The organism is Tenacibaculum geojense (genome assembly GCF_042676005.1).
Taxonomy (GTDB): Bacteria; Bacteroidota; Bacteroidia; order Flavobacteriales; family Flavobacteriaceae; genus Polaribacter; species Polaribacter geojense.
In genome coordinates this window covers 54508-78574 of sequence record NZ_JBHTJR010000045.1, presented here as the reverse complement: position 1 = coordinate 78574, position 24067 = coordinate 54508, and the positions used below count along the sequence as shown (strand labels likewise).

Sequence of the window (24067 nt, the reverse complement as noted above, 5' to 3'; positions counted from 1 at the left end):
TAAAAATGGGTAGAGATTTAAAATACACAAGAAATATTGGTATTGCTGCGCATATTGATGCTGGTAAGACTACAACTACAGAGCGTATTCTTTATTATACAGGAGTATCTCATAAAATTGGAGAAGTACATGATGGTGCTGCTACAATGGACTGGATGGAGCAAGAGCAAGAAAGAGGTATTACAATTACTTCTGCTGCTACAACTTGTACTTGGAATTTCCCAACTGAGAATGGAAAGCCAACTGCTGATGCTAAAGGATATCACTTTAATATTATTGATACTCCAGGTCACGTTGATTTTACCGTAGAGGTAAACCGTTCTTTACGTGTTTTAGATGGGTTAGTATTCTTATTCTCTGCAGTTGATGGTGTTGAGCCACAATCAGAAACTAACTGGCGTTTAGCTGACAACTATAAAGTGCCTCGTATGGGGTTTGTTAACAAGATGGACCGTCAAGGGTCAAACTTCTTAGCAGTTTGTCAGCAGGTGAAAGATATGTTAGGTTCTAACGCAGTGCCAATCGTTTTAAATATTGGTGATGAGGCTGACTTTAAAGGAATTGTTGACTTAGTTAAAAACCGTGCTATTGTTTGGCATGATGAAACTCAAGGTTCTACATTCGATGTTATCGATATTCCTGAAGATTTAAAAGAAGAAGCTAGAGAGTTACGTGGTAAGTTAATCGAAGAGGTTGCTGCTTATGACGAGAACTTATTAGAAAAATATATGGAGGATGAAGACTCTATTACAGAAGATGAAATTCACGCTGCTTTGCGTGCTGCTGTAATGGATATGTCTATCATTCCTATGGTTTGTGGTTCTGCATTTAAAAATAAAGGGGTTCAGTTCTTATTAGATGCTGTATGTCGTTATTTACCTTCTCCATTAGATAAAGATGCGATTGTAGGTACAGATCCAAATACTGGTGAAGAGATTTCTCGTAAACCAGACGCTAAAGAGCCATTTGCTGCTTTAGCATTCAAGATTGCTACAGATCCTTTCGTTGGTCGTTTAGCATTCTTCCGTGCATATTCTGGTCGTTTAGATGCAGGTTCTTACATCTTAAATAACCGTTCAGGTAAAAAAGAGCGTATTTCTCGTATCTACCAAATGCACTCTAACAAGCAAAATGCTATCGATTTTATTGAAGCTGGAGATATTGGTGCTGCTGTAGGATTTAAAGATATTAAGACTGGTGATACTATGTCTGATGAGAAGAATCCTATCATTTTAGAATCAATGGACTTCCCAGACCCAGTAATCGGTATTGCTGTTGAGCCAAAAACTAAAGCTGATGTTGATAAGTTAGGTATTGCCTTAGCTAAATTAGCAGAAGAAGATCCAACATTTACTGTTAAAACTGATGAAGCTTCAGGACAAACTGTAATATCAGGAATGGGTGAGTTACACTTAGATATTATTGTTGACCGTTTAAAGCGTGAGTTTAAAGTTGAAGTAAATCAAGGACAACCACAAGTTGAGTACAAAGAAGCGTTAACTGCTGTAGCAGATCACAGAGAGGTTTATAAAAAACAATCTGGTGGACGCGGTAAATTTGCTGATATTGTATTTACAATGGAGCCTGCAGATGAAGGTACAACAGGATTACAATTCGAGTCTATCATTAAAGGTGGTAACGTACCAAAAGAATTTGTTCCTTCTGTAGAGAAAGGTTTCAAAGAAGCAATGAAAAACGGACCATTAGCAGGTTACGAAATGGATTCTATGAAGATTACTTTAAAGGATGGTTCTTTCCACCCTGTAGATTCTGATCAGTTATCTTTCGAATTAGCTGCTAAATTAGGTTACAAAGCTGCTGCAAAAGCTGCAAGAGCTGTAATCATGGAGCCTATGATGAAATTAGAAGTGTTAACTCCTGAAGAAAACATGGGTGATATTGTTGGTGACTTAAACAGAAGACGTGGTCAAGTTAATGACATGAGTGATCGTAACGGAGCAAAAGTTGTAAAAGCTATCGTTCCATTATCAGAAATGTTTGGTTATGTAACTGCATTACGTACATTATCTTCTGGTAGAGCAACTTCTACTATGGAATTCTCTCACTACGCAGAAACTCCAAGTAATATTTCAGAGGAAGTAATAGCTAACGCAAAAGGTTAAAAAAATGAGTCAAAAAATTAGAATAAAGTTAAAATCTTACGATTATAATTTAGTAGACAAATCTGCTGAGAAAATCGTTAAGACAGTTAAAAGTACTGGAGCGGTAGTTAACGGACCAATTCCATTACCAACACATAAAAAGATTTTCACTGTATTACGTTCACCACACGTAAACAAAAAATCTAGAGAGCAATTTCAATTATCTGCTTACAAGCGTTTATTAGATATCTATAGTTCATCTTCTAAAACTATTGATGCTTTAATGAAACTTGAATTGCCAAGTGGAGTTGAAGTTGAAATCAAGGTATAAGTAGATTAAAATCAATAACTTTCGGTTTAATTTTGTTAAACCGAAAGTTTTTTATACTTTTGCACACCGAATTCTTGTTCAGTGTGTATTTTTTTATACTGAAATTGAGTTCAGTAGACATGTCCGGAGGGTTACGCGAAGGAAAAACGGTAAAACACATTTAAAGAGCTAAAGTGTTTTACGCTCTTTTTTTAGTTTAACAAAAAGGGTGTGTCGTTTAAAATGAAACTTTTGTTTCAAACAATTATTATTAATTGACGCGCTGGATCATAAAATAGTAGATCTATCGTCATAAATCAAACAAATATGTCTGGGTTAATAGGAAGAAAAGTAGGAATGACCAGCTTATTCGATGAGAACGGGAAAAATATTCCTTGTACTGTAATCGAAGCAGGTCCTTGCGTTGTTACCCAAGTCAGAACCGAAGAGGTGGATGGCTATAACGCTTTACAACTTGGTTTCGATGACAAAAAAGCAAAGAGTTCTAATAAAGCATTAGATGGTCACTTTGCAAAAGCTGGCACAACTGCCAAAAAGAGAGTTGTTGAATTTCAAGGTTTTGATGGAGATTACAAATTAGGAGACTCTGTAACTGTTGAATTATTTGCTGAAGGAGAATTCGTAGATGTTTCTGGGGTTTCTAAAGGTAAAGGATTTCAAGGTGTTGTGAAAAGACACGGTTTCGGTGGAGTTGGTCAAGCAACACACGGTCAGCATAACCGTTTAAGAGCGCCAGGATCTATTGGTGCAGCTTCATACCCTGCAAGAGTATTTAAAGGAATGCGAATGGCAGGTCGTATGGGTGGAGAGAAAGTTAAAGTTCAAAATTTAAGAGTTTTAAAAGTGGTTCCAGAAAAGAATCTTTTAGTAGTAAAAGGTGCTATTCCAGGTCACAAAAACACTTACGTAACTATCGAGAAATAATGAAAGTAGCAGTATTAGATATCACAGGAAAAGATACTGGTAGAAAAGTTGAACTTTCTAACGAAGTATTCGGTATAGAGCCAAACGATCATGCAATCTATTTAGATGTTAAGCAGTATTTGGCTAATCAAAGACAGGGAACTCACAAAGCTAAAGAAAGAGCTGAGATCGCTGGAAGTACAAGAAAGATAAAAAAACAAAAAGGTACTGGTACAGCGCGTGCAGGTAGTATCAAGTCTCCAGTTTTTAGAGGTGGAGGACGTATCTTCGGTCCAAGACCAAGAAACTATTCTTTCAAGTTAAATAAAAATTTAAAGCGTTTAGCACGTAAGTCTGCTTTAAGTTTACAAGCAAAAGATAACAACTTAGTAGTTATTGAAGATTTCAATTTTGAAGCTCCAAAAACTAAAGAGTTTGTTAATGTATTAAAAGCTTTAGGATTAGATTCGTCTAAATCATTATTTGTGGTGAATGAATCTAATAAAAACGTGTATATTTCTTCACGTAACTTACAAAATTCTAAAGTAGTAGATGCATCAGGAATTAATACTTATACCGTTTTAAACGCTAAAAAAGTAGTTATAGCTGAGAGCACTATAGAAGGAATTCAATCTAACTTAAGTAAATAGGACACGAAATGAGTATTTTAATTAAGCCTATTATTACAGAAAAAGCAACTAACGATACCGAAAAATTTAATCGTTATACGTTTGTTGTAAGAAAAGATGCTAACAAAATTCAAATTAAAGACGCAGTAGAACAAGCTTACGGAGTAACTGTTTCAACTGTTAGAACTTTAAACCACCCAGCATTACGTAAAACTAAATATACTAAAAAAGGTTTAGTATCTGGTTTAACTAGTGGTTATAAAAAAGCTGTGGTTCAGTTAGCAGAAGGAGAAATTGATTTTTATAACAATCTATAAGAATAATTAAGACAAATGTCAGTTAGAAAATTAAAACCAATAACACCAGGTCAGCGTTTTAGAGTTGTAAATGGGTTCGACACCATTACTACTGATAAGCCGGAAAAGTCATTGTTGGCACCGAAAAAGAGATCTGGAGGTCGAAACAATCAGGGTCGTATGACTACACCAAACAGAGGTGGAGGTCATAAGAGAAGATATCGTATTATCGATTTCAAAAGAAATAGATTTAACGATCCTGCTACAGTATTAACTATTGAGTACGATCCAAACCGTACAGCGTTTATCGCTTTAGTTCAATATGCTGATGGAGAAAAGCGTTATGTAATTGCACAAAACGGATTAAAAGTAGGTCAAACTATCGTTTCAGGAAAAGAAGCTACACCAGATGTTGGTAATGCTATGTTCTTAAGTGATATTCCTTTAGGAACAACTATTTCTTGTATCGAATTACGTCCTGGTCAAGGTGCTGTTATGGCTCGTTCTGCAGGTTCTTTTGCTCAATTAATGGCAAGAGATGGTAAATATGCAACTGTTAAGTTACCTTCTGGTGAAACAAGATTAATCTTATTAACTTGTTTAGCTACTATCGGAGTTGTATCTAACTCAGATCACCAATTATTAGTTTCTGGTAAAGCTGGTAGATCTAGATGGTTAGGTAGAAGACCAAGAACTAACGCAGTTAGAAAGAACCCAGTTGATCACCCAATGGGAGGTGGTGAAGGACGTTCTTCTGGAGGACATCCAAGATCTAAGAACGGTATACCTGCTAAAGGTTATAAGACTAGATCTAAGACTAAGGCTAGTAACAAGTATATTATAGAACGTAGAAAGAAATAATAAACCATGGCAAGATCATTAAAAAAAGGACCGTACGTTCACTATAAATTAGAAAGAAAAGTGTTAGCTAACGTAGAGTCAGGTAGCAAATCTGTTATCAAAACTTGGTCAAGAGCAAGTATGATTACTCCTGATTTTGTTGGACAAACAATTGCAGTTCACAACGGACGTCAGTTTGTACCAGTTTACGTTACAGAAAACATGGTAGGTCATAAATTAGGCGAATTTTCACCAACACGTTCATTCCGTGGACACGCTGGTGCAAAAAATAAAGGAAAAAAATAAGTAGGAAATGGGAGTTCGTAAAAAAAATATGGCATTACAGTTAAAAGAAGCTAAAAAGTCTCGTGCTTTTGCAAAGCTTACTAACTGTCCTACATCACCAAGAAAAATGCGCTTGGTAGCAGATTTAGTTAGAGGAGTAGAGGTTGAAAAAGCTTTACAAATCTTAAAATTCAGTCCAAAAGAAGCATCTCGTAACTTAGAAAAGTTATTATTATCAGCTATTGCTAACTGGCAAGCTAAAAATGAAGATGCAAGTATTGAGGATGCTGGATTATTTGTGAAATCTATTTACGTAGATAGCGCAGGAATGTTAAAGAGATTAAGACCAGCTCCACAAGGTCGTGCACACAGAATTCGTAAGCGTTCTAATCACGTTACTTTAGAGTTAGGAACTAAAAATAACAGTAATTAATCAAAGTAGAAATGGGACAAAAAACAAATCCAATAGGAAATCGTTTAGGAATCATCAGAGGATGGGAATCTAACTGGTACGGTGGAAATGACTACGGCGATAAAATTGCTGAAGATGATAAGATAAGAAAGTATATTAAAGCTAGATTATCTAAAGCAAGCGTATCTCGAATCATTATAGAGCGTACTTTAAAACTTGTAACCGTTACTATCACTACTGCACGTCCAGGTATCATCATTGGTAAAGGAGGTCAAGAGGTAGACAAGTTAAAAGAAGAGCTTAAAAAGATTACAGGTAAAGAAGTTCAAATTAATATTTTCGAAATTAAACGTCCAGAATTAGACGCACAATTAGTTGCAGCTAGTATTGCACGTCAAATTGAAAATAGAATTTCTTACAAGAGAGCTACAAAGATGGCTATTGCAGCAGCAATGCGTATGAACGCAGAAGGTATTAAAGTACAACTTTCTGGTCGTTTAAACGGAGCTGAGATGGCACGTTCTGAGCACTATAAAGAAGGAAGAATTCCTCTATCTACTTTCAGAGCTGATATCGATTACGCACTTGTTGAGGCACATACTACATACGGAAGAATCGGTGTGAAAGTATGGATAATGAAAGGTGAGGTTTATGGAAAACGTGAATTATCTCCATTAGTTGGTTTATCTAAGCAAAAAGGTAACTCAGGTAAAGGTGGTAAGCGTCAACCTCGCAGAAGAAAATAATTTTTAAAAAAAAATTAAAGATGTTACAGCCAAAAAGAGTAAAATTCCGTAGAGTTCAGAAAGGGAAAGGGAATATGAGTGGTAACTCTGGTAGAGGCCACCAACTTTCTAACGGGATGTTCGGTATAAAATCATTAGACCAAAATTTACTTACGTCACGTCAAATTGAAGCAGCTCGTATTGCGGCAACTCGTTATATGAAAAGAGAAGGGCAGTTATGGATTAAAATTTTTCCAGACAAGCCTATCACTAAAAAGCCTTTAGAGGTACGTATGGGTAAGGGTAAAGGTGCCCCAGATCATTTCGTAGCTGTTGTTAAACCAGGTAGAATTTTGTTTGAAGTTGGTGGTGTACCAATGGAAGTTGCAAAAGAAGCTTTACGTTTAGCAGCTCAAAAACTTCCTGTAAAAACGAAGTTTGTGATCGCAAGAGACTTTGATTATAACGCTTAATTCTATTAGATATGAAACAATCAGAAATTAAAGAATTATCAACAGCTGACTTACAAGACAAGCTAGGAGCGTTGAAGAAAAATTATACTGATCTTAAGATGGCACACGCCATAACTCCATTGGAGAATCCATTAGAGTTACGAAGCTTAAGAAGAGCTGTTGCAAGAATTGCAACAGAATTAACAAAAAGAGAATTACAATAATTCTAGTCAGTTTTAAAGATGGAAAAAAGAAATCTTAGAAAAGAAAGAATAGGTGTTGTATCTAGTAACAAAATGGAGAAATCTATAGTTGTTTCTGAGGTAAAAAGAGTAAAACACCCAATGTACGGTAAGTTCGTATTAAAGACGAAAAAGTACGTTGCTCATGACGAGAATAATGATTGCAACATTGGAGATACAGTTAAAATAATGGAAACACGTCCATTAAGTAAATCTAAGCGTTGGAGATTAGTAGAAATCCTAGAAAGAGCGAAATAATATGTTACAAACAGAATCAAGATTAAAAGTAGCTGATAACACTGGAGCAAAAGAAGTTTTAGTGATTAGAGTTTTAGGAGGAACAAAAAAACGTTATGCTAGCGTTGGAGATAAGATTGTTGTAACAGTTAAATCTTCAACTCCTAACGGATCTGTAAAGAAAGGACAAGTTTCTAGAGCAGTAGTTGTTCGTACAAAGAAAGAAGTAAGACGTAAAGATGGGTCTTACATCAGATTTGATGATAATGCGTGCGTATTATTAAACCCAGCGGGTGAAATGAGAGGTACACGTGTATTCGGTCCTGTTGCTCGTGAGCTACGTGAAAAACAATTCATGAAAATAGTATCATTAGCACCTGAAGTGCTTTAAAATCGAATAATAAGATGAAGAAGTTTAAAATTAAATCAGGTGATACTGTTAAAGTAATAGCAGGAGATCACAAAGGATCTGAAGGTAAAGTTTTACGTATTCTAAAAGACCAAGATAGAGTAGTAGTAGAAGGTGTTAATATGGTGTCTAAGCACACTAAGCCATCTGCAACTAATCCACAAGGAGGAATCGTAAAGAAAGAAGCACCTTTACATATATCAAACGTAGCTTTAGTAGAAAATGGTGAAGCAGTAAGAGTTGGTTATAAAATGGAAGGTGATAAGAAAGTAAGATTTTCAAAAAAATCAGATAAAGCCATATAATCATGAGTTACGTACCAAGATTAAAAGCAGAATATAAGAGCAGAGTTATTAAAGCTCTTACTGATGAGTTTGGCTATAGCAACGTTATGCAAGTACCTAAATTACAAAAGATAGTTGTAAGTAAAGGTGTTGGAGCTGCTATTGCCGATAAAAAATTAATTGACTACGCTATTGACGAGTTAACAACTATTACAGGTCAAAAAGCAGTACCAACAATATCTAAAAAAGACGTTGCAAACTTTAAATTACGTAAAGGTATGCCAATTGGGGCAAAAGTTACTTTACGTGGTGATGTTATGTTTGAATTCTTAGATAGATTAATTACTGCTTCTTTACCACGTGTAAGAGATTTTGACGGTATCAAAGCGAATGGTTTTGATGGTAGAGGTAATTACAACTTAGGTATTACTGAACAAATCATCTACCCAGAAATTAATATTGACCAAGTGAAAAAAATTAGTGGTATGGATATTACTTTTGTAACATCTGCACAAACTGATAAAGAAGCGAAGTCTTTATTAACAGAATTAGGTTTACCATTTAAAAAGAAATAATAAGATGGCTAAAGAATCAATGAAAGCGCGTGAGCGTAAAAGAGCAAAAACGGTTGCTAAGTATGCTGAAAAAAGAAAGGCTTTAAAAGAAGCTGGAGATTATGAAGCATTACAAAAGTTACCTAAAAACGCTTCTCCAGTTAGAATGCACAATCGTTGTAAGTTAACTGGACGTCCAAAAGGTTATATGCGTCAATTCGGAATTTCTCGTGTAACATTCCGTGAGATGGCTAACCAAGGATTAATTCCAGGAGTTAAAAAAGCAAGCTGGTAACAGTTTACTTTTTCTAAATATTAAAAAGGTATGTATTAAATACATACCTTTTTTGTTTTTTACTGATTTTTCTACTCTTTTACAATGTGTAAAAGCTTAATTTATAAAACACTTTGATTTTCAAAAAGTTTGTGTATATTTGCACACTGTTTTCACAGGGTAAATTATGCCTTTTTATAACCTAATGTTCAGAAGTTAATTTTGATAGGTGTCTTAAAGTGTTGTTTATCAGTGTGAAGCAGAAAATAAACGAATATTAACTGGTTTCAGGTTTAGTGATTACGGCTATATATCCGTAGGAACAATAGAAATTACTAAAAACCAAAACCGCAAATTAATTTTTTATGTATACAGATCCAATCGCGGATTTTCTTACTCGAGTACGTAACGCAATCGCTGCGGGACATAGAGTAGTGGAAGTTCCTGCTTCAAAATTGAAGAAGGAAATGACGAAAATTTTGTTTGATCAAGGTTACATTTTAAGTTATCAATTTAACGATGATTCTGTTCAAGGATCTATCAAGATAGCTTTAAAGTATGACCGTGAAACAAAAGAATCGGTTATCAGAAAGATTCAAAGAATCTCTACACCAGGTTTACGTAAATACGTAGGTGCTAAAGAAATGCCTAGAGTATTAAACGGACTTGGAATTGCAATTATCTCTACTTCTAAGGGTGTGATGACTAACAAGAAAGCACGTCAAGAGAATGTTGGAGGAGAAGTATTATGTTACGTTTACTAGTATTTAAACATTTTGTACAATGAGTAGAATAGGAAAAAATCCAATCGCATTACCACAAGGTGTTGAAGTAAAAGTAAACGACAACGTGGTTACAGTAAAAGGTAAGTTAGGAGAGTTAACACAAGAGTTATCTTTTGATATTACTTTAAAACAAGAAGATGGTACATTAGTTATAGAAAGACCATCTGATAGTAAAGAACACAAAGCAGCTCACGGTTTATATCGTGCTTTGATTAATAACATGGTTGAAGGTGTAAGTCAAGGTTACACTAAAGAGTTAGAGTTGGTAGGTGTAGGTTACAGAGCTTCAAACCAAGGGCAAAAATTAGATTTAGCTTTAGGTTTTTCTCATAACATAGTATTAGAATTAGCACCTGAGGTTAAGGTTGAAACAGTATCTGAGAAAGGTAAAAACCCAATCGTAAAATTAACTTCTCACGATAAGCAGTTAGTAGGACAAGTAGCTGCTAAAATTCGTTCTTTCCGTAAGCCAGAGCCTTACAAAGGAAAAGGTATTAAGTTCGTAGGTGAAGTAATTAGAAGAAAAGCAGGTAAATCTGCATAATAATTTATAGTGTTATGGCATTATCAAAGCTTGAAAGAAGACAACGTATAAAGTATAGAATTAGAAAAATAGTTACTGGTACAGCTGAAAAACCAAGATTATCTGTTTTCAGAAGTAACAAAGAAATCTATGCTCAATTAATTAATGATGTAGAGGGTGTTACAATAGCATCTGCTTCATCAAGAGATAAAGAAATTACATCTGGTTCTAAAGCAGAAGCTGCTCAAGCAGTAGGAAAAGCTATTGCTGAGAAAGCTACTAAAGCAGGAGTAGAAACTGTTGCTTTTGATAGAAATGGTTACTTATACCACGGTAGAGTAAAAGCATTAGCAGACGCTGCAAGAGAAGCTGGTTTAAAATTTTAAGAAATTATATTATGTTAGGATATAAAAACGTAGAAAGAGTAAAACCAAGCGGATTAGAGCTTGTAGATAAATTAGTTGGTGTACAACGTGTTACCAAAGTAACTAAAGGAGGTAGAGCTTTTGGTTTTTCTGCTATTGTTGTAGTAGGTGACGGTAAAGGTGTTGTAGGTCACGGTTTAGGAAAGTCTAAAGATGTATCTTCTGCAATTGCTAAAGCAGTTGAAGAAGCTAAGAAGAATTTAGTTCGTATTCCTTTATTAGACGGAACATTACCACACGAACAAAAAGGTAAATTTGGTGGAGCAAAGGTTTTTATTAAGCCTGCTTCTCACGGTACCGGAGTTATTGCTGGTGGTGCTGTACGTGCGGTATTAGAGTCTGTAGGAGTACATGACGTATTATCAAAGTCTCAAGGATCATCAAACCCTCACAATGTTGTAAAAGCAACTTTTGATGCATTATTACAATTACGTAGTGCAGAAACTATCGCTAAGCAAAGAGGAATTTCTTTAGAGAAAGTATTTAACGGATAAATTTTAAGACGATGAGTAAAATTAGAGTTACACAAGTAAAAAGCCAAATCGGTCGCCTTAAAAAACAAAAGTTAACCTTAGAGGCGTTAGGTTTACGCAAAATGAACCAAACTGTAGAGCATGATGCTACTCCTACAATTTTGGGTATGGTAAATAAAGTTCAACACTTAGTTTCTGTAGAAGAAATTAAATAAGATTTAACAAGATGAGTTTACATAACTTAAAACCAGCTGCTGGGTCAAACAAGAACAAAGGAAAGCGTGTAGGACGTGGAGAAGGTTCTGGTAAAGCTACAACTGCTGGTAGAGGACATAAAGGAGCAAAATCTCGTTCAGGATATTCTCGTAAAATTGGATTTGAAGGTGGTCAAATGCCTCTTCAAAGACGTGTGCCTAAGTTCGGATTTACTAACATTAATCGTAAAGAATATGTTGGTGTTAACTTAGATAAATTACAAGAATTAGTAGACAACGGAAGAATTACTGATACAGTAAACATGGATGTTTTAGTAGAAAACAGACTAGCACGTAAAAATGATTTAGTAAAAATCTTAGGACGTGGAGAGTTAAAAGCTAAATTAAACATTACTGTACATAAATTTACTGCAACAGCAAAAGCGGCTATCGAAGCAGCAGGAGGTGAAGCAGTTTCACTATAAGAATTGTAAATGATGAATTTTATAAATACTTTAAAAGACATTTGGAAGATTGAAGAGTTAAAAGAAAAGTTACTTTTAACATTAGGTTTAATCGCTGTATACCGTTTTATGGCTTCTGTACCATTACCCGGTATAGATCCTACTCAGTTAGCTGCTTTAAAAGAGAGTACAGACGGAGGTCTTTTAGGAATTTTAAATGCATTTACAGGTGGGGCATTTGCTAGAGCGTCAGTTATGGCACTTGGTATAATGCCTTACATTTCTGCATCTATTGTAGTTCAGTTAATGGGTATTGCTGTACCTTATTTACAAAAATTACAAAAAGACGGAGAAAGTGGACGTAAGAAGATTACACAAATTACAAGATGGTTAACAATTGCAATTACAATGTTCCAAGGACCAGCGTATATTACTGCAATTAAAACCCAATTTGGATTACCAGAATCTGCTTTTTTAGTGAGTGGTTTCACATTCTGGGTATCATCAATGATTTTATTAACTGCCGGAACTATTTTTGCAATGTGGTTAGGTGAGCGTATAACAGACAAAGGAGTTGGTAATGGAATTTCATTATTAATTACTGTAGGTATTATAGCTAACTTTCCAGTAGCATTTTTACAAGAAGTTGTTTCTAAAACACAAAACGCTGGTGGCGGTGGAATTATGATGATTTTATTAGAAGTTGTTGTATGGTTTGTAGTAATCTTGTTAACGGTATTATTAGTAACAGCTGTGCGTAAAGTAGCAATACAATATGCACGAAGAACTACTGTAACAGATATTAAAGATGTAGACGGAGCACGTCAGTACATTCCTTTAAAATTAAATGCAGCAGGTGTTATGCCAATTATTTTTGCACAAGCAATTATGTTTTTACCAATTGCTTTAGGTCAAAAATATCCTGCATTAAGTAGTTTAACTGATAATTTCGGATTAGCATACAATGTTATCTTTGCTATTTTAATTATTATTTTTAGTTATTTCTACACAGCTATTACTATTCCTACGAATAAAATGGCTGAAGATTTAAAAAGAAGTAGTGGTTTTGTACCAGGTTTTAAACCAGGAGAAGAAACAGCAGATCATTTAGATTCAGTATTATCTAAGATTACTTTACCAGGATCTATATTTTTAGCTGCTTTATCTATCCTACCAGCAATCATTGTAAAGTTTGGAGTTACTCAAAACTGGGCAATGTTTTATGGAGGTACCTCATTAATCATTATGGTTGGTGTAGCAATAGATACCATTCAGCAAATTAATTCATATTTATTAAACAGTCGTTATGACGGTTTAATGAAAACTGGAAACAGTAACAGAAAATCATTAAAATAATATGGCTAAACAATCAGCAATTCAACAAGACGGAACAATTACCGAAGCATTATCTAATGCTATGTTTCGTGTAGAATTAGAAAATGGGCATATTGTTACGGCTCATATTTCAGGAAAGATGCGTATGCATTATATTAAACTTTTACCTGGTGATAAGGTAAAGTTAGAAATGAGCCCTTATGATTTAACTAAGGCAAGAATTACTTACAGATATTAAAAAACAAAACTGATGAAAGTAAGAGCATCATTAAAGAAAAGAAGTGCCGACTGTAAAATTGTACGCAGAAAAGGCAGATTATATGTAATTAACAAAAAGAATCCTAGATTTAAACAAAGACAAGGGTAGTTATGGCAAGAATCGCAGGTATAGATATTCCAAAGAATAAAAGAGGTGTAATCGCTTTAACTTACATCTTTGGTATAGGAAGAAGTAGAGCTAAAGAAATTTTAGCAAACGCAAATATAGACGAAAGCATCAAGGTTCAAGATTGGAATGATGATCAAATTGCTGCTATTCGTGAGCAAGTTGGAACTTTCACTATCGAAGGTGAGTTACGTTCTGAAGTTCAATTAAACATTAAGCGTTTAATGGACATCGGATGTCAAAGAGGTATTCGTCACAGATTAGGTTTACCTTTAAGAGGTCAAAGAACTAAGAATAACTCTCGTACGAGAAAAGGTAAGAGAAAAACTGTAGCTAACAAGAAGAAATAATCGTTAGGTTATTTTTTTACTAATAGTAAAGAATTATGGCAAAGTCTAAAGTAACAAAAAAACGTAAAGTTGTAATAGAATCAGTTGGTGAGGCTCACGTAACTGCATCTTTTAACAATATTATTATTTCTTTAACTAACAAAAAAGGAGATGTTATCTCTTGGTCATCTGCTGGTAAAATGGGCTTCAGAGGTTCTAAAAAGAATACTCCTTACGCTGCTCAATTAGCTGCAGAAGATTGCGCAAACGTAGCTAAGGAAGCTGGTTTACGTAAAGTAAAAGTTTATGTTAAAGGACCTGGTAACGGTAGAGAATCTGCAATCAGATCTATCCATAATGCAGGTATCGAAGTGACAGAAATTATTGATGTTACTCCTATTCCTCACAATGGATGTCGTCCACCAAAAAGAAGAAGAGTATAATTTATATTTTAACCAAGTAGGAACAAGGTTATCGAAGGAGTACGCCTTAATTCATAACCCCTACTTATAACAATTAAGAAATGGCAAGATATACAGGACCAAAAACTAAGATTGCTCGTAAGTTTGGAGAAGCAATTTTTGGAGATGATAAAAACTTTGAAAAAAGAAATTATCCTCCAGGACAACATGGATTAGCAAAAAGAAGAGGTAAAAAATCTGAATATGCTATCCAATTAATGGAAAAACAAAAAGCTAAGTATACTTACGGTATCTTAGAGCGTCAATTCCGTAACATTTTCAAAAAGGCACAAGCTTCAGGAGGTATTACAGGTGAGGTTTTATTACAATTATGTGAATCTCGTTTAGATAACGTTGTTTTCCGTTTAGGTATTGCTAACTCACGTAGAGCAGCTCGTCAATTAGTTTCTCACCGTCACATAACTGTAAACGGTGAAATCGTTAACATTCCATCATACAGATTAAGAGCTGGAGATGTAATTGCTGTAAGAGAAAAGTCTAAATCTTTAGAGGCTATCGAAAATGCTTTAGCAGCTAACAGTAATGTTTACGAGTGGTTAACTTGGAATGCTGATTTAAAATCTGGAACTTTTGTAAAAGCACCAGAAAGATTACAGATTCCTGAAAACATCAAAGAACAGTTAATCGTAGAATTATATTCTAAATAATAAATTAATCATATTGGTATTTGGCCAAAGGGTTTGTTCGTACTTCTTCAAACTTATAAACCGCGCAACTAAATAACAATTAAAACGAAGAAACACACATGGCGATTTTAAATTTTCAAAAGCCCGATAAAGTTATTATGATTGAATCTACCGATTTTTCCGGTAGATTCGAATTCAGACCTCTTGAGCCAGGATTTGGTTTAACTGTAGGTAATGCTTTACGTAGAGTATTATTATCTTCATTAGAAGGTTTTGCTATTACATCATTACGTTTAGATGGTGTTGAGCACGAATTTTCTACAATAGAAGGAGTAGTAGAAGACGTAACTGAAATTATCTTAAATTTAAAACAAGTTCGTTTTAAAAAGCAAATAGAAGAGTCTGATAGAGAAACTGTTTCTGTTACCATCTCAGGTAAAGAACAGTTAACTGCAGGAGATTTACAAAAGTTTATTTCAGGTTTTCAAGTTCTAAATCCAGATTTAGTTATTTGTAACATGGATAAATCTGTAAAGTTAAATGCAGAAATAACAATTGAAAAAGGTAGAGGTTTTGTTCCAGCTGAAGAAAACAAAAGACCAGGTGCTGCTTTAGGTACTATTTTTACAGATTCTATTTACACTCCTATTAAAAATGTAAAATATGCTGTAGAAAACTATCGTGTTGAGCAAAAAACTGATTATGAAAAATTAGTTTTTGATATCGATACAGATGGTTCAATTAACCCTAAAGATGCATTAACTGAAGCTGCTAAAATCTTAATTCACCACTTCATGTTATTCTCTGATGAAAGAATAACTTTAGAAGCTGATGAAAAAGCACAAACAGAAACATATGATGAAGAGTCATTACACATGCGTCAGTTATTAAAAACTAAGCTTGTAGACATGGATCTTTCTGTACGTGCTTTAAACTGTTTAAAAGCTGCAGAAGTAGATACTTTAGGAGATTTAGTATCATTTAACAAAAGCGATTTAATGAAGTTTAGAAACTTTGGTAAAAAATCATTAACCGAATTAGAAGAGTTAGTGATTAGTAAAAACTTAAGTTTCGGAATGGATTTAAGCAAATATAAATTAGATAGAGATTAAAAACCTTTCATAATTTGCTCCTCAAAAAGGGTAGAGCAAGATGAAAGCTAAAAAACAAAGGTCATGAGACACGGTAAAAAAGTTAACCATTTAGGTAGAAAAACTGCGCATAGAAAAGCTATGTTAGCAAATATGGCTTGTTCATTAATTGAGCACAAGCGTATTAATACAACTGTTGCTAAAGCTAAAGCTTTACGTACTTTTGTTGAGCCTTTAATTACTAAGGCAAAATCAGAAAACAATACTACTACTGAGCAAAGTACGCACAACAGACGTGTAGTATTTAGTTATTTACGTAATAAGTATGCAGTTACTGAATTATTTAAAGAAGTAGCTGTTAAGATAGGTGACAGACCAGGTGGTTACGTTCGTATTATCAAGTTAGGAAATCGTCAAGGAGATAACGCTCCAATGGCAATGATTGAATTAGTTGATTACAACGAGCTATATAACCCTAAAGGTAATAAAGCTAAAAAATCTACTCGTCGTAGCCGTCGTGGAGGAGCTAATAAAGCAGCTGCACCAGTTGCTGATGTTGAAACTTCACAAGAGGAAGAATAAGATGAAGATTTTTATCTATCATATCAAGGGACAAACATTTAATGTTTGTCCCTTTTTTTATAATTTTACACTAAAATACACAACACACTAAATGAAGTACACTAATAGAAAAAAAGCTTTAGTTCTTTTACAAGACGGAACCATATTTTATGGTAAATCTGTAGGTATTGAAGGAACAGCAACCGGAGAGATTTGTTTTAATACAGGTATGACTGGTTATCAAGAAATTTTCACAGACCCATCTTATTTTGGACAACTTATGGTTACAACCAATGCACATATTGGTAATTATGGAGTGCATAAAGATGAGATTGAATCTGAAGGAATTAAAATAGCTGGTTTAATTTGTAGAAACTTCAGTTTTACACATTCAAGACAAGATTCTGAAAGTGATTTGTTAACATGGTTTCAAGAGCATAATTTAGTTGCAATTTCTGATGTAGATACACGTGCATTAGTATCATATATCAGAGAAAATGGAGCTATGAACGCAATAATTTCTACGGATGTAGACAATATAGAAGCGCTTAAAAAACAATTAGCAGACACTCCAAGTATGGAAGGTTTAGAATTAGCTTCTAAAGTTTCTACTAAAGAGCCTTATTTTATTGGTGATGAAAATGCAACTTTTAAAATAGCAGCTTTAGATATAGGTATAAAAAAGAATATTTTAAGAAATCTAGCTAAAAGAGATGTCTATATTAAAGTATATCCATACAATACTAAGTTTGAAGAATTAGAGTCTTGGAATCCTGATGGTTATTTTATTTCTAACGGACCTGGTGATCCAGAGCCTTTAATAGATGCTCAAAATGTTGCAAAAGAAATAATTAAAAGAGATTTACCTCTTTTTGGAATATGTTTAGGTCATCAAGTTATAGCTTTAGCTAATGGAATATCTACCTATAAAATGCATAACGGGCATAGAGGTATTAACCATCCAGTTAAAAACTTATTAACAGGTAAAGGAGAAATAACTTCACAAAACCATGGTTTTGCAATTAGTAGAGAAGATACAGAAGCAAACCAAGATATAGAAATAACACATGTGCATTTAAATGATGATACTGTAGCTGGTATTAGAATGAAAAATAAGAATGTATTTTCTGTTCAATATCATCCAGAAGCTAGTCCTGGTCCGAATGATGCACAATATTTATTTGATGAATTCATAGAAAACATTAAAAAAGCGAAAGTAAACGCATAAATAGATTCCCGCTTAGGCGGGAATTTCATTTTGAAAACGATTTCGCAAAATAGCTTAAAAAACAACCTAAATACAGGTAGCATTTTGTAAATTAGCTACCCTATAACAAACAAAAAAGAAACAACTATGAGCATGATTGTAAACGTTTACGCTCGTCAAATTTTTGACTCGAGAGGAAATCCAACTGTAGAAGTTGATGTAACTACAGAAAATGGTGTAACTGGAAGAGCTGCAGTACCATCTGGAGCATCTACAGGAGAGCACGAGGCTGTAGAGTTAAGAGACGGCGGTGATACATACATGGGTAAAGGAGTTTTAAAAGCAGTAGAAAACGTAAATACATTAATAGCACAAGAATTATTGGGTGTGTCAGTTTTTGAACAAAACTTAATTGATCAAATCATGATTGATTTAGACGGTACTCCAAATAAATCAAAATTAGGAGCTAATGCTATTTTAGGAGTATCATTGGCTGTTGCTAAAGCTGCTGCTAATGAATTAAGAATTCCGTTATACAGATATGTTGGAGGTGTAAGCGCTAATACATTACCTGTTCCAATGATGAATATTATAAATGGAGGTTCGCATTCAGACGCACCAATTGCTTTTCAAGAGTTTATGATTATGCCGGTTAAGGCTCAAAACTTTACACAAGCAATGCAAATGGGCTCGGAAGTATTTCATCATTTAAAAAAGGTATTACACGATCGTAATTTATCAACAGCGGTTGGAGATGAAGGAGGTTTTGCTCCAACACTAGATGGTACCGAAGACGCACTAGATACTATTGCATTAGCCGTTAAAAATGCTGGGTATAAATTAGGCGATGAAATTATGATTGCATTAGATTGTGCTTCGGCAGAGTTTTATGTAGATGGAAAGTATGACTATACTAAATTTGAAGGAGATAAAGGAAAAGTTAGAACTAGTAAAGAACAGGCTGATTATTTAGCTGAATTAGTAGCTAAGTATCCTATTATTTCTATTGAAGATGGAATGGATGAAAATGATTGGGATGGATGGAAATACTTAACAGAAATTGTTGGGGATAAAGTTCAATTAGTAGGTGATGATTTATTTGTAACTAATGTAGAACGTTTATCTAGAGGTATTGAAAACAATACGGCCAATTCAATTTTAATTAAGGTTAATCAAATAGGTACTTTAACAGAAACAATAGCAGCAGTAAATATGGCACATAATGCAGGTTATACATCAGTGATGAGTCATAGATCAGGAGAAACGGAAGATAATACTATTGCTGACTTAGCTGTTGCACTTAATACAGGTCAAATTAAAACAGGTTCTGCATCACGTTCAGACCGTATGGCTAAGTATAATCAGTTATTAAGAATAGAAGAAGAGTTAGGAAGCGTGGCTTATTATCCGCAAAATAATGCGTTTAAAATCTAACAAACTTTAAAAATACGTTTAAATAAAACCTTGTAAATCAAATTACAAGGTTTTATCTTTTTTACGACATTATGAAATAAGAAAACGCTATTTTTTCATATTAAAAATCTATGCATTATCATTTTTAAAATACTTTAAAAAATGGTATCTTCGTGCTTCACTTTAAATCAATTAAATAACAAGTAAAAATGTCAGAAATAGCTAAATTACAAATTGGTGAAAATACCTATGAGTTTCCAATTATTACTGGAACCGAGAACGAGAAAGCAATAGATGTAAAAACATTGCGTGGTGCTTCAGGTGGAGTAATTACTATAGACCCAGGTTTTAAAAACACAGGTTCTTGTGAGAGTGCTATTACATTTTTAAATGGTGAAGAAGGAGTATTACGTTACCGTGGTTACTCTATTGAAGAATTAGCTGAAAAAGCTGATTTCTTAGAAGTTGCTTATTTGTTAATTTTTGGTGAATTACCAACAAAATCAGAATTAGATAAGTTTTATAACGATATTTTAGACGAAGCAATTGTTGATGACGATATCAAAAAGATAATTGATGCATTTCCAAAGAATGCTCACCCAATGGGGGTATTATCTTCATTAACATCTGCGTTAACTGCATTTAATCCATCTTCTGTAAATGTGGATTCAGAAGAAGATATGTACAAAGCAATTGTTAAAATATTAGGAAAGTTTCCAGTATTAGTTGCTTGGACAATGCGTAAAAAACAAGGATTACCATTAAACTACGGATCTCGTAAATTAGGGTATGTAGAGAATGTATTATCTATGATGTTCCAAAAACCTAATGATGAGTACGATTTAGATCCTGTTGTTGTAAATGCTTTAGATAAATTATTAATTTTACATGCAGATCACGAGCAAAACTGTTCTACATCTACAGTAAGAATTGTAGGTTCATCTCATGCAGGTTTATTTGCATCATTATCTGCAGGTATATCAGCATTATGGGGGCCATTACACGGTGGTGCTAACCAAGCGGTATTAGAAATGTTAGAAGCTATTAAAGCTGATGGAGGCGATACTAAAAAATATATGGGTAAAGCTAAAGATAAAGAAGATCCATTCCGTTTAATGGGATTCGGACATAGAGTTTATAAAAACTTTGACCCTCGTGCTAAAATTATCAAAAAAGCTGCCGATGAAGTTTTAGGTAAATTAGGTGTTAATGATCCTATTTTAGACGTAGCAAAAGGTTTAGAACAAGAAGCTTTACAAGACGACTACTTTGTAAAACGTAAATTATATCCAAACGTAGATTTTTACTCAGGAATTATATACAGAGCTATGGGAATTCCTGTAGAAATGTTTACTGTAATGTTTGCATTAGGTCGTTTACCAGGATGGATTGCTCAATGGAGAGAAATGCGTTTACGTAAAGAACCAATCGGACGTCCACGTCAAGTTTATACAGGAGAAAACTTACGTCCATTTGTATCAATTGAAAACAGATAATAAACAAACAATACTAAAAAATGTCATTCACATAGTGTGAATGACATTTTCTTTTTTATATGCTACAGTTAAATATTAAAAATGAAACCTCAAGGTTAAGAGCAGTAGTTTTAGGTACTGCCGAAAGTAATGGACCAACACCAACTATTGAAGAAGCTTACGATCCTAAATCTTTAGAGCATATCAAGGCAGGAACTTATCCTGTAGAAGAAGATATGGTAAAAGAAATGGAGGCTTTTTTAAAAGTATTTCAGAAATATGATGTTAAGGTGTACAGACCAGAAATTATAAAAGACTATAACCAGATATTTTCAAGAGATATTGGATTTGTAATTGAAGATACCTTTATTAAAGCAAATATTTTACCAGATAGAGAAAGAGAATTAGAGGCTATTCAATATGTAATTGACCAAATAGATCCAGCAAAAGTAGTTAGACCACCAGAAGAAGTACATATTGAAGGTGGCGATGTAATGCCTTGGAATGATCATATATTTATAGGTACTTACAAAGGTTCAGACTATAAGAATTACATTACAGCCAGAACTAATATGGCAGGTGTAACATATATAAAAGAACTATTTCCAAATAAAATTGTAAAAGAATTTGATTTAGTAAAGTCTAAAATAGAACCAAGAGATAATGCATTACATTTAGATTGTTGTTTTCAACCCATAGGAAAAGACAAAGGTATTATCTATAAAAGCGGATTTAGAGAAGAGGCTGATTACATGTATTTGGTGAACTTATTTGGTAAAGAAAATTTATTTCATATTGAGAGAGAAGAAATGTACAATATGAATTCTAATATTTTTTCTATTGCAGAAGATGTGATTGTATCAGAAAAAAACTTTACTCGCTTAAATACTTGGTTACGAGACAAAGGATTTACTGTTGAAGAAATACCATATGCTGAAATAGCAAAACAAGAAGGGTTACTAAGGTGTTCAACCTTACCGTTAATAAGAGATTAAAATTTAGGAGCGATATTATCGCTCCTTTTTTTATACCTTCATTTTAAAAGCTTATATTTGTTATAAATAAACTTTAGGAGTAGCTAGATTATCTAGTTTGAGAAATATCCTTAGAACCTGATTTGGTTAACACCAACGTAGGGAAAAGTAGTCTTTTCAAAAAGACAACACATGAAAAAGGTGTGTTGTGTTTTATCACTTCTAGAGTTTACTTAAACTGTTTTCATGATAACAATTAAAGTAAACGATAATACAAAACAAATTCAAGAACAATTAACCGTAGCTAATTTAATTGATGAATTAAAAATTCAATCAAACGGAATTGCTATTGCCATTAATAACAGTATTGTCAAAAAAGAAGATTGGCATAATGTGCAAGTAGTAAATAATGATAACATTTTAATTATTCAATCTACTCAAGGCGGTTAAATCTAACTACAACTAAGCTGAATAACTTATTAATTATGAAGAAAAAAGACACAGCACCAAAACAAGACGGAATAACAAGAAAACCTTTTCCAAATTCACAGAAAATATATGTAAAAGGAAAAATTCACCCAGAAATAGAAGTAGCAATGCGTGAAATTACATTGAATGATACCGTAGATTCAATGACTAAAAAGCGCACACCAAACGAACCAGTAACTGTTTATGATACGTCTGGACCGTATACTGATCCGAATAAAGAAATCAATATTCATAATGGTTTGGAACGAATTCGTGAAGAGTGGATTTTAAATCGTGGCGATGTTGAAGAGTTAGATGCATTCACTTCGGAATATTGTAATGAAAGACTAAATGATGCGAGTTTAGATCATTTACGCTTCAATTTAAAGCACAAACCAAAACGTGCGAAGAATGGAAAGAATGTTACTCAAATGCATTATGCAAAACAGGGGATTATTACCCCTGAAATGGAGTACGTAGCTATTCGTGAAAATCAACGAATAGATGAAATGACACGTTTGTCTAAACAACATCCGGGTCAAGATTTTGGAGCAAGTATACCTGAGAAAATTACACCTGAGTTTGTTAGAGATGAAATAGCTAGAGGAAGAGCTGTAATTCCATCAAACATTAATCATCCAGAAGCAGAACCGATGATTTTAGGGCGTAATTTCTTAGTCAAGATAAACGCAAATATTGGAAATTCAGCAACTACATCCTCTATTGAAGAAGAAGTAGAAAAAGCTGTTTGGGCTTGCCGTTGGGGAGCTGATAATATTATGGATTTATCAACAGGAAAAAATATTCATGAAACACGTGAGTGGATTATCCGAAACTCACCTGTTCCAGTAGGAACGGTACCTATTTATCAAGCATTAGAAAAAGTAAATGGGGTGGCAGAGGATTTAACATGGGAAATTTTCAGAGACACGTTAATTGAGCAAGCAGAGCAAGGAGTAGATTATTTTACCATTCATGCAGGAGTGCGTTTGGCATATGTACCAATGACAGCGAAGCGAATTACAGGAATCGTATCTCGAGGCGGATCCATTATGGCAAAATGGTGTTTAGCACATCATAAAGAGAGTTTTTTATATACGCATTTTGAAGAGATTTGTGAAATTATGAAGGCTTATGATGTAGCGTTTTCTTTAGGAGATGGATTACGTCCAGGATGTATTGCAGATGCTAATGATGAAGCTCAGTTTGCTGAATTAGAAACTTTAGGAGAGTTGACTAAAATTGCATGGAAACACGAAGTGCAGTGCTTTATTGAAGGTCCAGGTCACGTACCAATGCACATGATTAAAGCAAATATGGATAAGCAATTAGAGGCTTGTGGAGAAGCTCCATTTTATACATTAGGTCCTTTAACCACTGATATAGCACCTGGTTATGATCATATCACTTCAGGTATCGGAGCCGCTATGATTGGATGGTACGGAACAGCTATGCTTTGTTATGTAACTCCAAAAGAGCATTTAGGTTTACCAAATAAAGAGGATGTAAGAACGGGAGTTGTAACCTATAAATTAGCAGCACATGCTGCGGATTTAGCGAAAGGTCATCCTGGAGCACAACATAGAGACGATGCATTGAGTAAAGCACGTTTTGAATTCCGATGGGAAGATCAATTTAACTTAAGTTTAGACCCAGAGTTAGCCAGAGAATATCACGATGAAACATTACCTGCAGAAGGAGCAAAAATAGCCCATTTCTGTTCTATGTGTGGACCGAAGTTTTGTTCAATGAAAATTACTCAGGAAGTTAGGGATTATGCTGCTAATAAAGAGTTAGAAGAGGCAAAAGCCTTGGAACAAGGTATGAAAGAAAAATCTGAAGAGTTTAAAGAAAAAGGTTCAGAGGTATATTTATAAGAATT

At 34.1% G+C, this 24067-nt stretch carries 36 protein-coding genes and 1 riboswitch; all 36 genes read left to right on the top strand.

Features of this window, described 5'->3' with window-relative positions; translation table 11 throughout:
• The first annotated feature begins 5 nt into the window (after positions 1-5).
• On the top strand, positions 6-2123 hold the full coding sequence (gene fusA / locus ACFQ1U_RS07885; RefSeq protein WP_386107059.1) for an elongation factor G: 2118 nt from the start codon (positions 6-8) through the stop codon (positions 2121-2123).
• 4 nt (positions 2124-2127) lie between these two features.
• Positions 2128-2433 (top strand): 30S ribosomal protein S10, encoded by a 306-nt coding sequence (gene rpsJ / locus ACFQ1U_RS07880; RefSeq protein ID WP_075342599.1) that lies wholly within the window; start codon positions 2128-2130, stop codon positions 2431-2433.
• A gap of 306 nt (positions 2434-2739) precedes the next feature.
• Positions 2740-3357: a 50S ribosomal protein L3 gene (gene rplC / locus ACFQ1U_RS07875; protein WP_386107057.1), complete on the top strand. Its 618-nt coding sequence runs from the start codon at positions 2740-2742 to the stop codon at positions 3355-3357.
• A complete protein-coding gene (rplD, locus tag ACFQ1U_RS07870) occupies positions 3357-3986 on the top strand; it encodes a 50S ribosomal protein L4 (RefSeq protein ID WP_386107055.1) in 630 nt (209 codons plus the stop codon). Before rplC ends, rplD begins: the two co-directional genes overlap by 1 nt.
• Positions 3987-3994: 8 nt before the next feature.
• Complete coding sequence (gene rplW, locus ACFQ1U_RS07865) at positions 3995-4282, top strand: 50S ribosomal protein L23 (protein ID WP_386107053.1); 288 nt, start codon at positions 3995-3997, stop codon at positions 4280-4282.
• Between the two features lie 15 nt (positions 4283-4297).
• Positions 4298-5122, top strand: coding sequence for a 50S ribosomal protein L2 (gene rplB / locus ACFQ1U_RS07860; RefSeq protein ID WP_386107051.1), 825 nt, complete (start codon positions 4298-4300; stop codon positions 5120-5122).
• Between the two features lie 6 nt (positions 5123-5128).
• The gene (rpsS, locus tag ACFQ1U_RS07855) at positions 5129-5407 is read left to right on the top strand and encodes a 30S ribosomal protein S19 (protein ID WP_386107049.1); all 279 of its coding nucleotides are present in this window, start codon (positions 5129-5131) and stop codon (positions 5405-5407) included.
• Between the two features lie 7 nt (positions 5408-5414).
• Positions 5415-5819: a 50S ribosomal protein L22 gene (gene rplV / locus ACFQ1U_RS07850; RefSeq protein WP_386107047.1), complete on the top strand. Its 405-nt coding sequence runs from the start codon at positions 5415-5417 to the stop codon at positions 5817-5819.
• Between the two features lie 11 nt (positions 5820-5830).
• A complete protein-coding gene (gene rpsC / locus ACFQ1U_RS07845) occupies positions 5831-6544 on the top strand; it encodes a 30S ribosomal protein S3 (protein WP_386107045.1) in 714 nt (237 codons plus the stop codon).
• Between the two features lie 20 nt (positions 6545-6564).
• The gene (rplP, locus tag ACFQ1U_RS07840) at positions 6565-6996 is read left to right on the top strand and encodes a 50S ribosomal protein L16 (protein WP_386107044.1); all 432 of its coding nucleotides are present in this window, start codon (positions 6565-6567) and stop codon (positions 6994-6996) included.
• Between the two features lie 11 nt (positions 6997-7007).
• Positions 7008-7199 carry a 50S ribosomal protein L29 gene (gene rpmC, locus ACFQ1U_RS07835; RefSeq protein WP_386107042.1) on the top strand — a complete coding sequence of 64 codons (192 nt, stop codon included), beginning with the start codon at positions 7008-7010 and terminating at the stop codon, positions 7197-7199.
• An 18-nt stretch (positions 7200-7217) separates the two neighbouring features.
• Entirely contained in the window at positions 7218-7475 is a 258-nt protein-coding gene (gene rpsQ / locus ACFQ1U_RS07830) for a 30S ribosomal protein S17 (RefSeq protein ID WP_075342609.1), read from the top strand.
• Between the two features lies 1 nt (position 7476).
• Positions 7477-7845: a 50S ribosomal protein L14 gene (rplN, locus tag ACFQ1U_RS07825; protein ID WP_386107040.1), complete on the top strand. Its 369-nt coding sequence runs from the start codon at positions 7477-7479 to the stop codon at positions 7843-7845.
• Positions 7846-7859: 14 nt separating this feature from the next.
• A complete protein-coding gene (gene rplX, locus ACFQ1U_RS07820; protein WP_386107038.1) occupies positions 7860-8168 on the top strand; it encodes a 50S ribosomal protein L24 in 309 nt (102 codons plus the stop codon).
• Positions 8169-8170: 2 nt separating this feature from the next.
• The gene (gene rplE / locus ACFQ1U_RS07815) at positions 8171-8722 is read left to right on the top strand and encodes a 50S ribosomal protein L5 (protein ID WP_386107036.1); all 552 of its coding nucleotides are present in this window, start codon (positions 8171-8173) and stop codon (positions 8720-8722) included.
• A 4-nt stretch (positions 8723-8726) separates the two neighbouring features.
• Positions 8727-8996, top strand: a complete 270-nt coding sequence (rpsN, locus tag ACFQ1U_RS07810; protein WP_068363324.1) for a 30S ribosomal protein S14 — start codon at positions 8727-8729, stop codon at positions 8994-8996.
• Positions 8997-9340: 344 nt separating this feature from the next.
• The gene (rpsH, locus tag ACFQ1U_RS07805) at positions 9341-9739 is read left to right on the top strand and encodes a 30S ribosomal protein S8 (RefSeq protein WP_386107033.1); all 399 of its coding nucleotides are present in this window, start codon (positions 9341-9343) and stop codon (positions 9737-9739) included.
• Positions 9740-9758: 19 nt separating this feature from the next.
• Positions 9759-10304, top strand: coding sequence for a 50S ribosomal protein L6 (gene rplF, locus ACFQ1U_RS07800; RefSeq protein WP_386107031.1), 546 nt, complete (start codon positions 9759-9761; stop codon positions 10302-10304).
• A 14-nt stretch (positions 10305-10318) separates the two neighbouring features.
• The gene (gene rplR, locus ACFQ1U_RS07795; RefSeq protein WP_386107029.1) at positions 10319-10669 is read left to right on the top strand and encodes a 50S ribosomal protein L18; all 351 of its coding nucleotides are present in this window, start codon (positions 10319-10321) and stop codon (positions 10667-10669) included.
• 8 nt (positions 10670-10677) lie between these two features.
• Complete coding sequence (gene rpsE, locus ACFQ1U_RS07790; RefSeq protein ID WP_386107525.1) at positions 10678-11202, top strand: 30S ribosomal protein S5; 525 nt, start codon at positions 10678-10680, stop codon at positions 11200-11202.
• An 11-nt stretch (positions 11203-11213) separates the two neighbouring features.
• Positions 11214-11396, top strand: a complete 183-nt coding sequence (gene rpmD, locus ACFQ1U_RS07785) for a 50S ribosomal protein L30 (protein ID WP_386107027.1) — start codon at positions 11214-11216, stop codon at positions 11394-11396.
• Between the two features lie 11 nt (positions 11397-11407).
• Positions 11408-11860 carry a 50S ribosomal protein L15 gene (gene rplO, locus ACFQ1U_RS07780; protein WP_386107025.1) on the top strand — a complete coding sequence of 151 codons (453 nt, stop codon included), beginning with the start codon at positions 11408-11410 and terminating at the stop codon, positions 11858-11860.
• A gap of 12 nt (positions 11861-11872) precedes the next feature.
• Positions 11873-13195: a preprotein translocase subunit SecY gene (gene secY / locus ACFQ1U_RS07775; protein ID WP_386107523.1), complete on the top strand. Its 1323-nt coding sequence runs from the start codon at positions 11873-11875 to the stop codon at positions 13193-13195.
• Position 13196: 1 nt separating this feature from the next.
• The gene (gene infA / locus ACFQ1U_RS07770; RefSeq protein ID WP_015482241.1) at positions 13197-13412 is read left to right on the top strand and encodes a translation initiation factor IF-1; all 216 of its coding nucleotides are present in this window, start codon (positions 13197-13199) and stop codon (positions 13410-13412) included.
• Positions 13413-13424: 12 nt separating this feature from the next.
• Positions 13425-13541: a type B 50S ribosomal protein L36 gene (gene ykgO, locus ACFQ1U_RS07765; RefSeq protein WP_010181906.1), complete on the top strand. Its 117-nt coding sequence runs from the start codon at positions 13425-13427 to the stop codon at positions 13539-13541.
• 2 nt (positions 13542-13543) lie between these two features.
• Complete coding sequence (gene rpsM, locus ACFQ1U_RS07760; protein WP_386107021.1) at positions 13544-13909, top strand: 30S ribosomal protein S13; 366 nt, start codon at positions 13544-13546, stop codon at positions 13907-13909.
• Positions 13910-13944: 35 nt separating this feature from the next.
• Complete coding sequence (gene rpsK, locus ACFQ1U_RS07755; RefSeq protein WP_068703467.1) at positions 13945-14331, top strand: 30S ribosomal protein S11; 387 nt, start codon at positions 13945-13947, stop codon at positions 14329-14331.
• An 80-nt stretch (positions 14332-14411) separates the two neighbouring features.
• Positions 14412-15017: a 30S ribosomal protein S4 gene (rpsD, locus tag ACFQ1U_RS07750; protein ID WP_386107018.1), complete on the top strand. Its 606-nt coding sequence runs from the start codon at positions 14412-14414 to the stop codon at positions 15015-15017.
• A 98-nt stretch (positions 15018-15115) separates the two neighbouring features.
• A complete protein-coding gene (locus ACFQ1U_RS07745; RefSeq protein ID WP_386107016.1) occupies positions 15116-16108 on the top strand; it encodes a DNA-directed RNA polymerase subunit alpha in 993 nt (330 codons plus the stop codon).
• A 63-nt stretch (positions 16109-16171) separates the two neighbouring features.
• Complete coding sequence (gene rplQ, locus ACFQ1U_RS07740; protein ID WP_386107014.1) at positions 16172-16669, top strand: 50S ribosomal protein L17; 498 nt, start codon at positions 16172-16174, stop codon at positions 16667-16669.
• A 91-nt stretch (positions 16670-16760) separates the two neighbouring features.
• A complete protein-coding gene (gene carA / locus ACFQ1U_RS07735) occupies positions 16761-17876 on the top strand; it encodes a glutamine-hydrolyzing carbamoyl-phosphate synthase small subunit (RefSeq protein WP_386107013.1) in 1116 nt (371 codons plus the stop codon).
• A 126-nt stretch (positions 17877-18002) separates the two neighbouring features.
• A complete protein-coding gene (gene eno / locus ACFQ1U_RS07730; RefSeq protein WP_386107011.1) occupies positions 18003-19289 on the top strand; it encodes a phosphopyruvate hydratase in 1287 nt (428 codons plus the stop codon).
• A gap of 188 nt (positions 19290-19477) precedes the next feature.
• Positions 19478-20764 (top strand): citrate synthase, encoded by a 1287-nt coding sequence (locus tag ACFQ1U_RS07725; RefSeq protein ID WP_386107009.1) that lies wholly within the window; start codon positions 19478-19480, stop codon positions 20762-20764.
• Between the two features lie 59 nt (positions 20765-20823).
• Entirely contained in the window at positions 20824-21738 is a 915-nt protein-coding gene (locus tag ACFQ1U_RS07720; RefSeq protein WP_386107007.1) for a dimethylarginine dimethylaminohydrolase family protein, read from the top strand.
• Positions 21739-21803: 65 nt separating this feature from the next.
• Positions 21804-21899, top strand: a riboswitch (TPP riboswitch).
• A 64-nt stretch (positions 21900-21963) separates the two neighbouring features.
• Positions 21964-22167: a sulfur carrier protein ThiS gene (gene thiS, locus ACFQ1U_RS07715; RefSeq protein ID WP_386107005.1), complete on the top strand. Its 204-nt coding sequence runs from the start codon at positions 21964-21966 to the stop codon at positions 22165-22167.
• Between the two features lie 35 nt (positions 22168-22202).
• Positions 22203-24062, top strand: coding sequence for a phosphomethylpyrimidine synthase ThiC (gene thiC / locus ACFQ1U_RS07710; protein WP_386107003.1), 1860 nt, complete (start codon positions 22203-22205; stop codon positions 24060-24062).
• Positions 24063-24067: the final 5 nt, after the last annotated feature.

Bases quoted from the DNA above. Each gene is read 5' to 3' on its own strand.
- rpmD (WP_386107027.1), top strand. From the start codon at position 11,214: ATGAGTAAAATTAGAGTTACACAAGTAAAAAGCCAAATCGGTCGCCTT.
- secY (WP_386107523.1), top strand. From the start codon at position 11,873: ATGAATTTTATAAATACTTTAAAAGACATTTGGAAGATTGAAGAGTTA.
- ACFQ1U_RS07745 (WP_386107016.1), top strand. From the start codon at position 15,116: ATGGCGATTTTAAATTTTCAAAAGCCCGATAAAGTTATTATGATTGAA.
- eno (WP_386107011.1), top strand. From the start codon at position 18,003: ATGAGCATGATTGTAAACGTTTACGCTCGTCAAATTTTTGACTCGAGA.
- rpsH (WP_386107033.1), top strand. From the start codon at position 9,341: ATGTATACAGATCCAATCGCGGATTTTCTTACTCGAGTACGTAACGCA.
- ACFQ1U_RS07725 (WP_386107009.1), top strand. From the start codon at position 19,478: ATGTCAGAAATAGCTAAATTACAAATTGGTGAAAATACCTATGAGTTT.
- infA (WP_015482241.1), top strand. From the start codon at position 13,197: ATGGCTAAACAATCAGCAATTCAACAAGACGGAACAATTACCGAAGCA.
- rpsQ (WP_075342609.1), top strand. From the start codon at position 7,218: ATGGAAAAAAGAAATCTTAGAAAAGAAAGAATAGGTGTTGTATCTAGT.
- rplO (WP_386107025.1), top strand. From the start codon at position 11,408: ATGAGTTTACATAACTTAAAACCAGCTGCTGGGTCAAACAAGAACAAA.
- rpsN (WP_068363324.1), top strand. From the start codon at position 8,727: ATGGCTAAAGAATCAATGAAAGCGCGTGAGCGTAAAAGAGCAAAAACG.
- thiS (WP_386107005.1), top strand. From the start codon at position 21,964: ATGATAACAATTAAAGTAAACGATAATACAAAACAAATTCAAGAACAA.
- ykgO (WP_010181906.1), top strand. From the start codon at position 13,425: ATGAAAGTAAGAGCATCATTAAAGAAAAGAAGTGCCGACTGTAAAATT.
- rpsK (WP_068703467.1), top strand. From the start codon at position 13,945: ATGGCAAAGTCTAAAGTAACAAAAAAACGTAAAGTTGTAATAGAATCA.
- carA (WP_386107013.1), top strand. From the start codon at position 16,761: ATGAAGTACACTAATAGAAAAAAAGCTTTAGTTCTTTTACAAGACGGA.
- rplN (WP_386107040.1), top strand. From the start codon at position 7,477: ATGTTACAAACAGAATCAAGATTAAAAGTAGCTGATAACACTGGAGCA.
- rplW (WP_386107053.1), top strand. From the start codon at position 3,995: ATGAGTATTTTAATTAAGCCTATTATTACAGAAAAAGCAACTAACGAT.
- rpsD (WP_386107018.1), top strand. From the start codon at position 14,412: ATGGCAAGATATACAGGACCAAAAACTAAGATTGCTCGTAAGTTTGGA.
- rplF (WP_386107031.1), top strand. From the start codon at position 9,759: ATGAGTAGAATAGGAAAAAATCCAATCGCATTACCACAAGGTGTTGAA.
- rpmC (WP_386107042.1), top strand. From the start codon at position 7,008: ATGAAACAATCAGAAATTAAAGAATTATCAACAGCTGACTTACAAGAC.
- fusA (WP_386107059.1), top strand. From the start codon at position 6: ATGGGTAGAGATTTAAAATACACAAGAAATATTGGTATTGCTGCGCAT.
- rplX (WP_386107038.1), top strand. From the start codon at position 7,860: ATGAAGAAGTTTAAAATTAAATCAGGTGATACTGTTAAAGTAATAGCA.
- ACFQ1U_RS07720 (WP_386107007.1), top strand. From the start codon at position 20,824: ATGCTACAGTTAAATATTAAAAATGAAACCTCAAGGTTAAGAGCAGTA.
- rpsJ (WP_075342599.1), top strand. From the start codon at position 2,128: ATGAGTCAAAAAATTAGAATAAAGTTAAAATCTTACGATTATAATTTA.
- rplE (WP_386107036.1), top strand. From the start codon at position 8,171: ATGAGTTACGTACCAAGATTAAAAGCAGAATATAAGAGCAGAGTTATT.
- rplB (WP_386107051.1), top strand. From the start codon at position 4,298: ATGTCAGTTAGAAAATTAAAACCAATAACACCAGGTCAGCGTTTTAGA.
- rplV (WP_386107047.1), top strand. From the start codon at position 5,415: ATGGGAGTTCGTAAAAAAAATATGGCATTACAGTTAAAAGAAGCTAAA.
- thiC (WP_386107003.1), top strand. From the start codon at position 22,203: ATGAAGAAAAAAGACACAGCACCAAAACAAGACGGAATAACAAGAAAA.
- rplR (WP_386107029.1), top strand. From the start codon at position 10,319: ATGGCATTATCAAAGCTTGAAAGAAGACAACGTATAAAGTATAGAATT.
- rplP (WP_386107044.1), top strand. From the start codon at position 6,565: ATGTTACAGCCAAAAAGAGTAAAATTCCGTAGAGTTCAGAAAGGGAAA.
- rplC (WP_386107057.1), top strand. From the start codon at position 2,740: ATGTCTGGGTTAATAGGAAGAAAAGTAGGAATGACCAGCTTATTCGAT.
- rpsM (WP_386107021.1), top strand. From the start codon at position 13,544: ATGGCAAGAATCGCAGGTATAGATATTCCAAAGAATAAAAGAGGTGTA.
- rpsS (WP_386107049.1), top strand. From the start codon at position 5,129: ATGGCAAGATCATTAAAAAAAGGACCGTACGTTCACTATAAATTAGAA.
- rpsC (WP_386107045.1), top strand. From the start codon at position 5,831: ATGGGACAAAAAACAAATCCAATAGGAAATCGTTTAGGAATCATCAGA.
- rplQ (WP_386107014.1), top strand. From the start codon at position 16,172: ATGAGACACGGTAAAAAAGTTAACCATTTAGGTAGAAAAACTGCGCAT.
- rplD (WP_386107055.1), top strand. From the start codon at position 3,357: ATGAAAGTAGCAGTATTAGATATCACAGGAAAAGATACTGGTAGAAAA.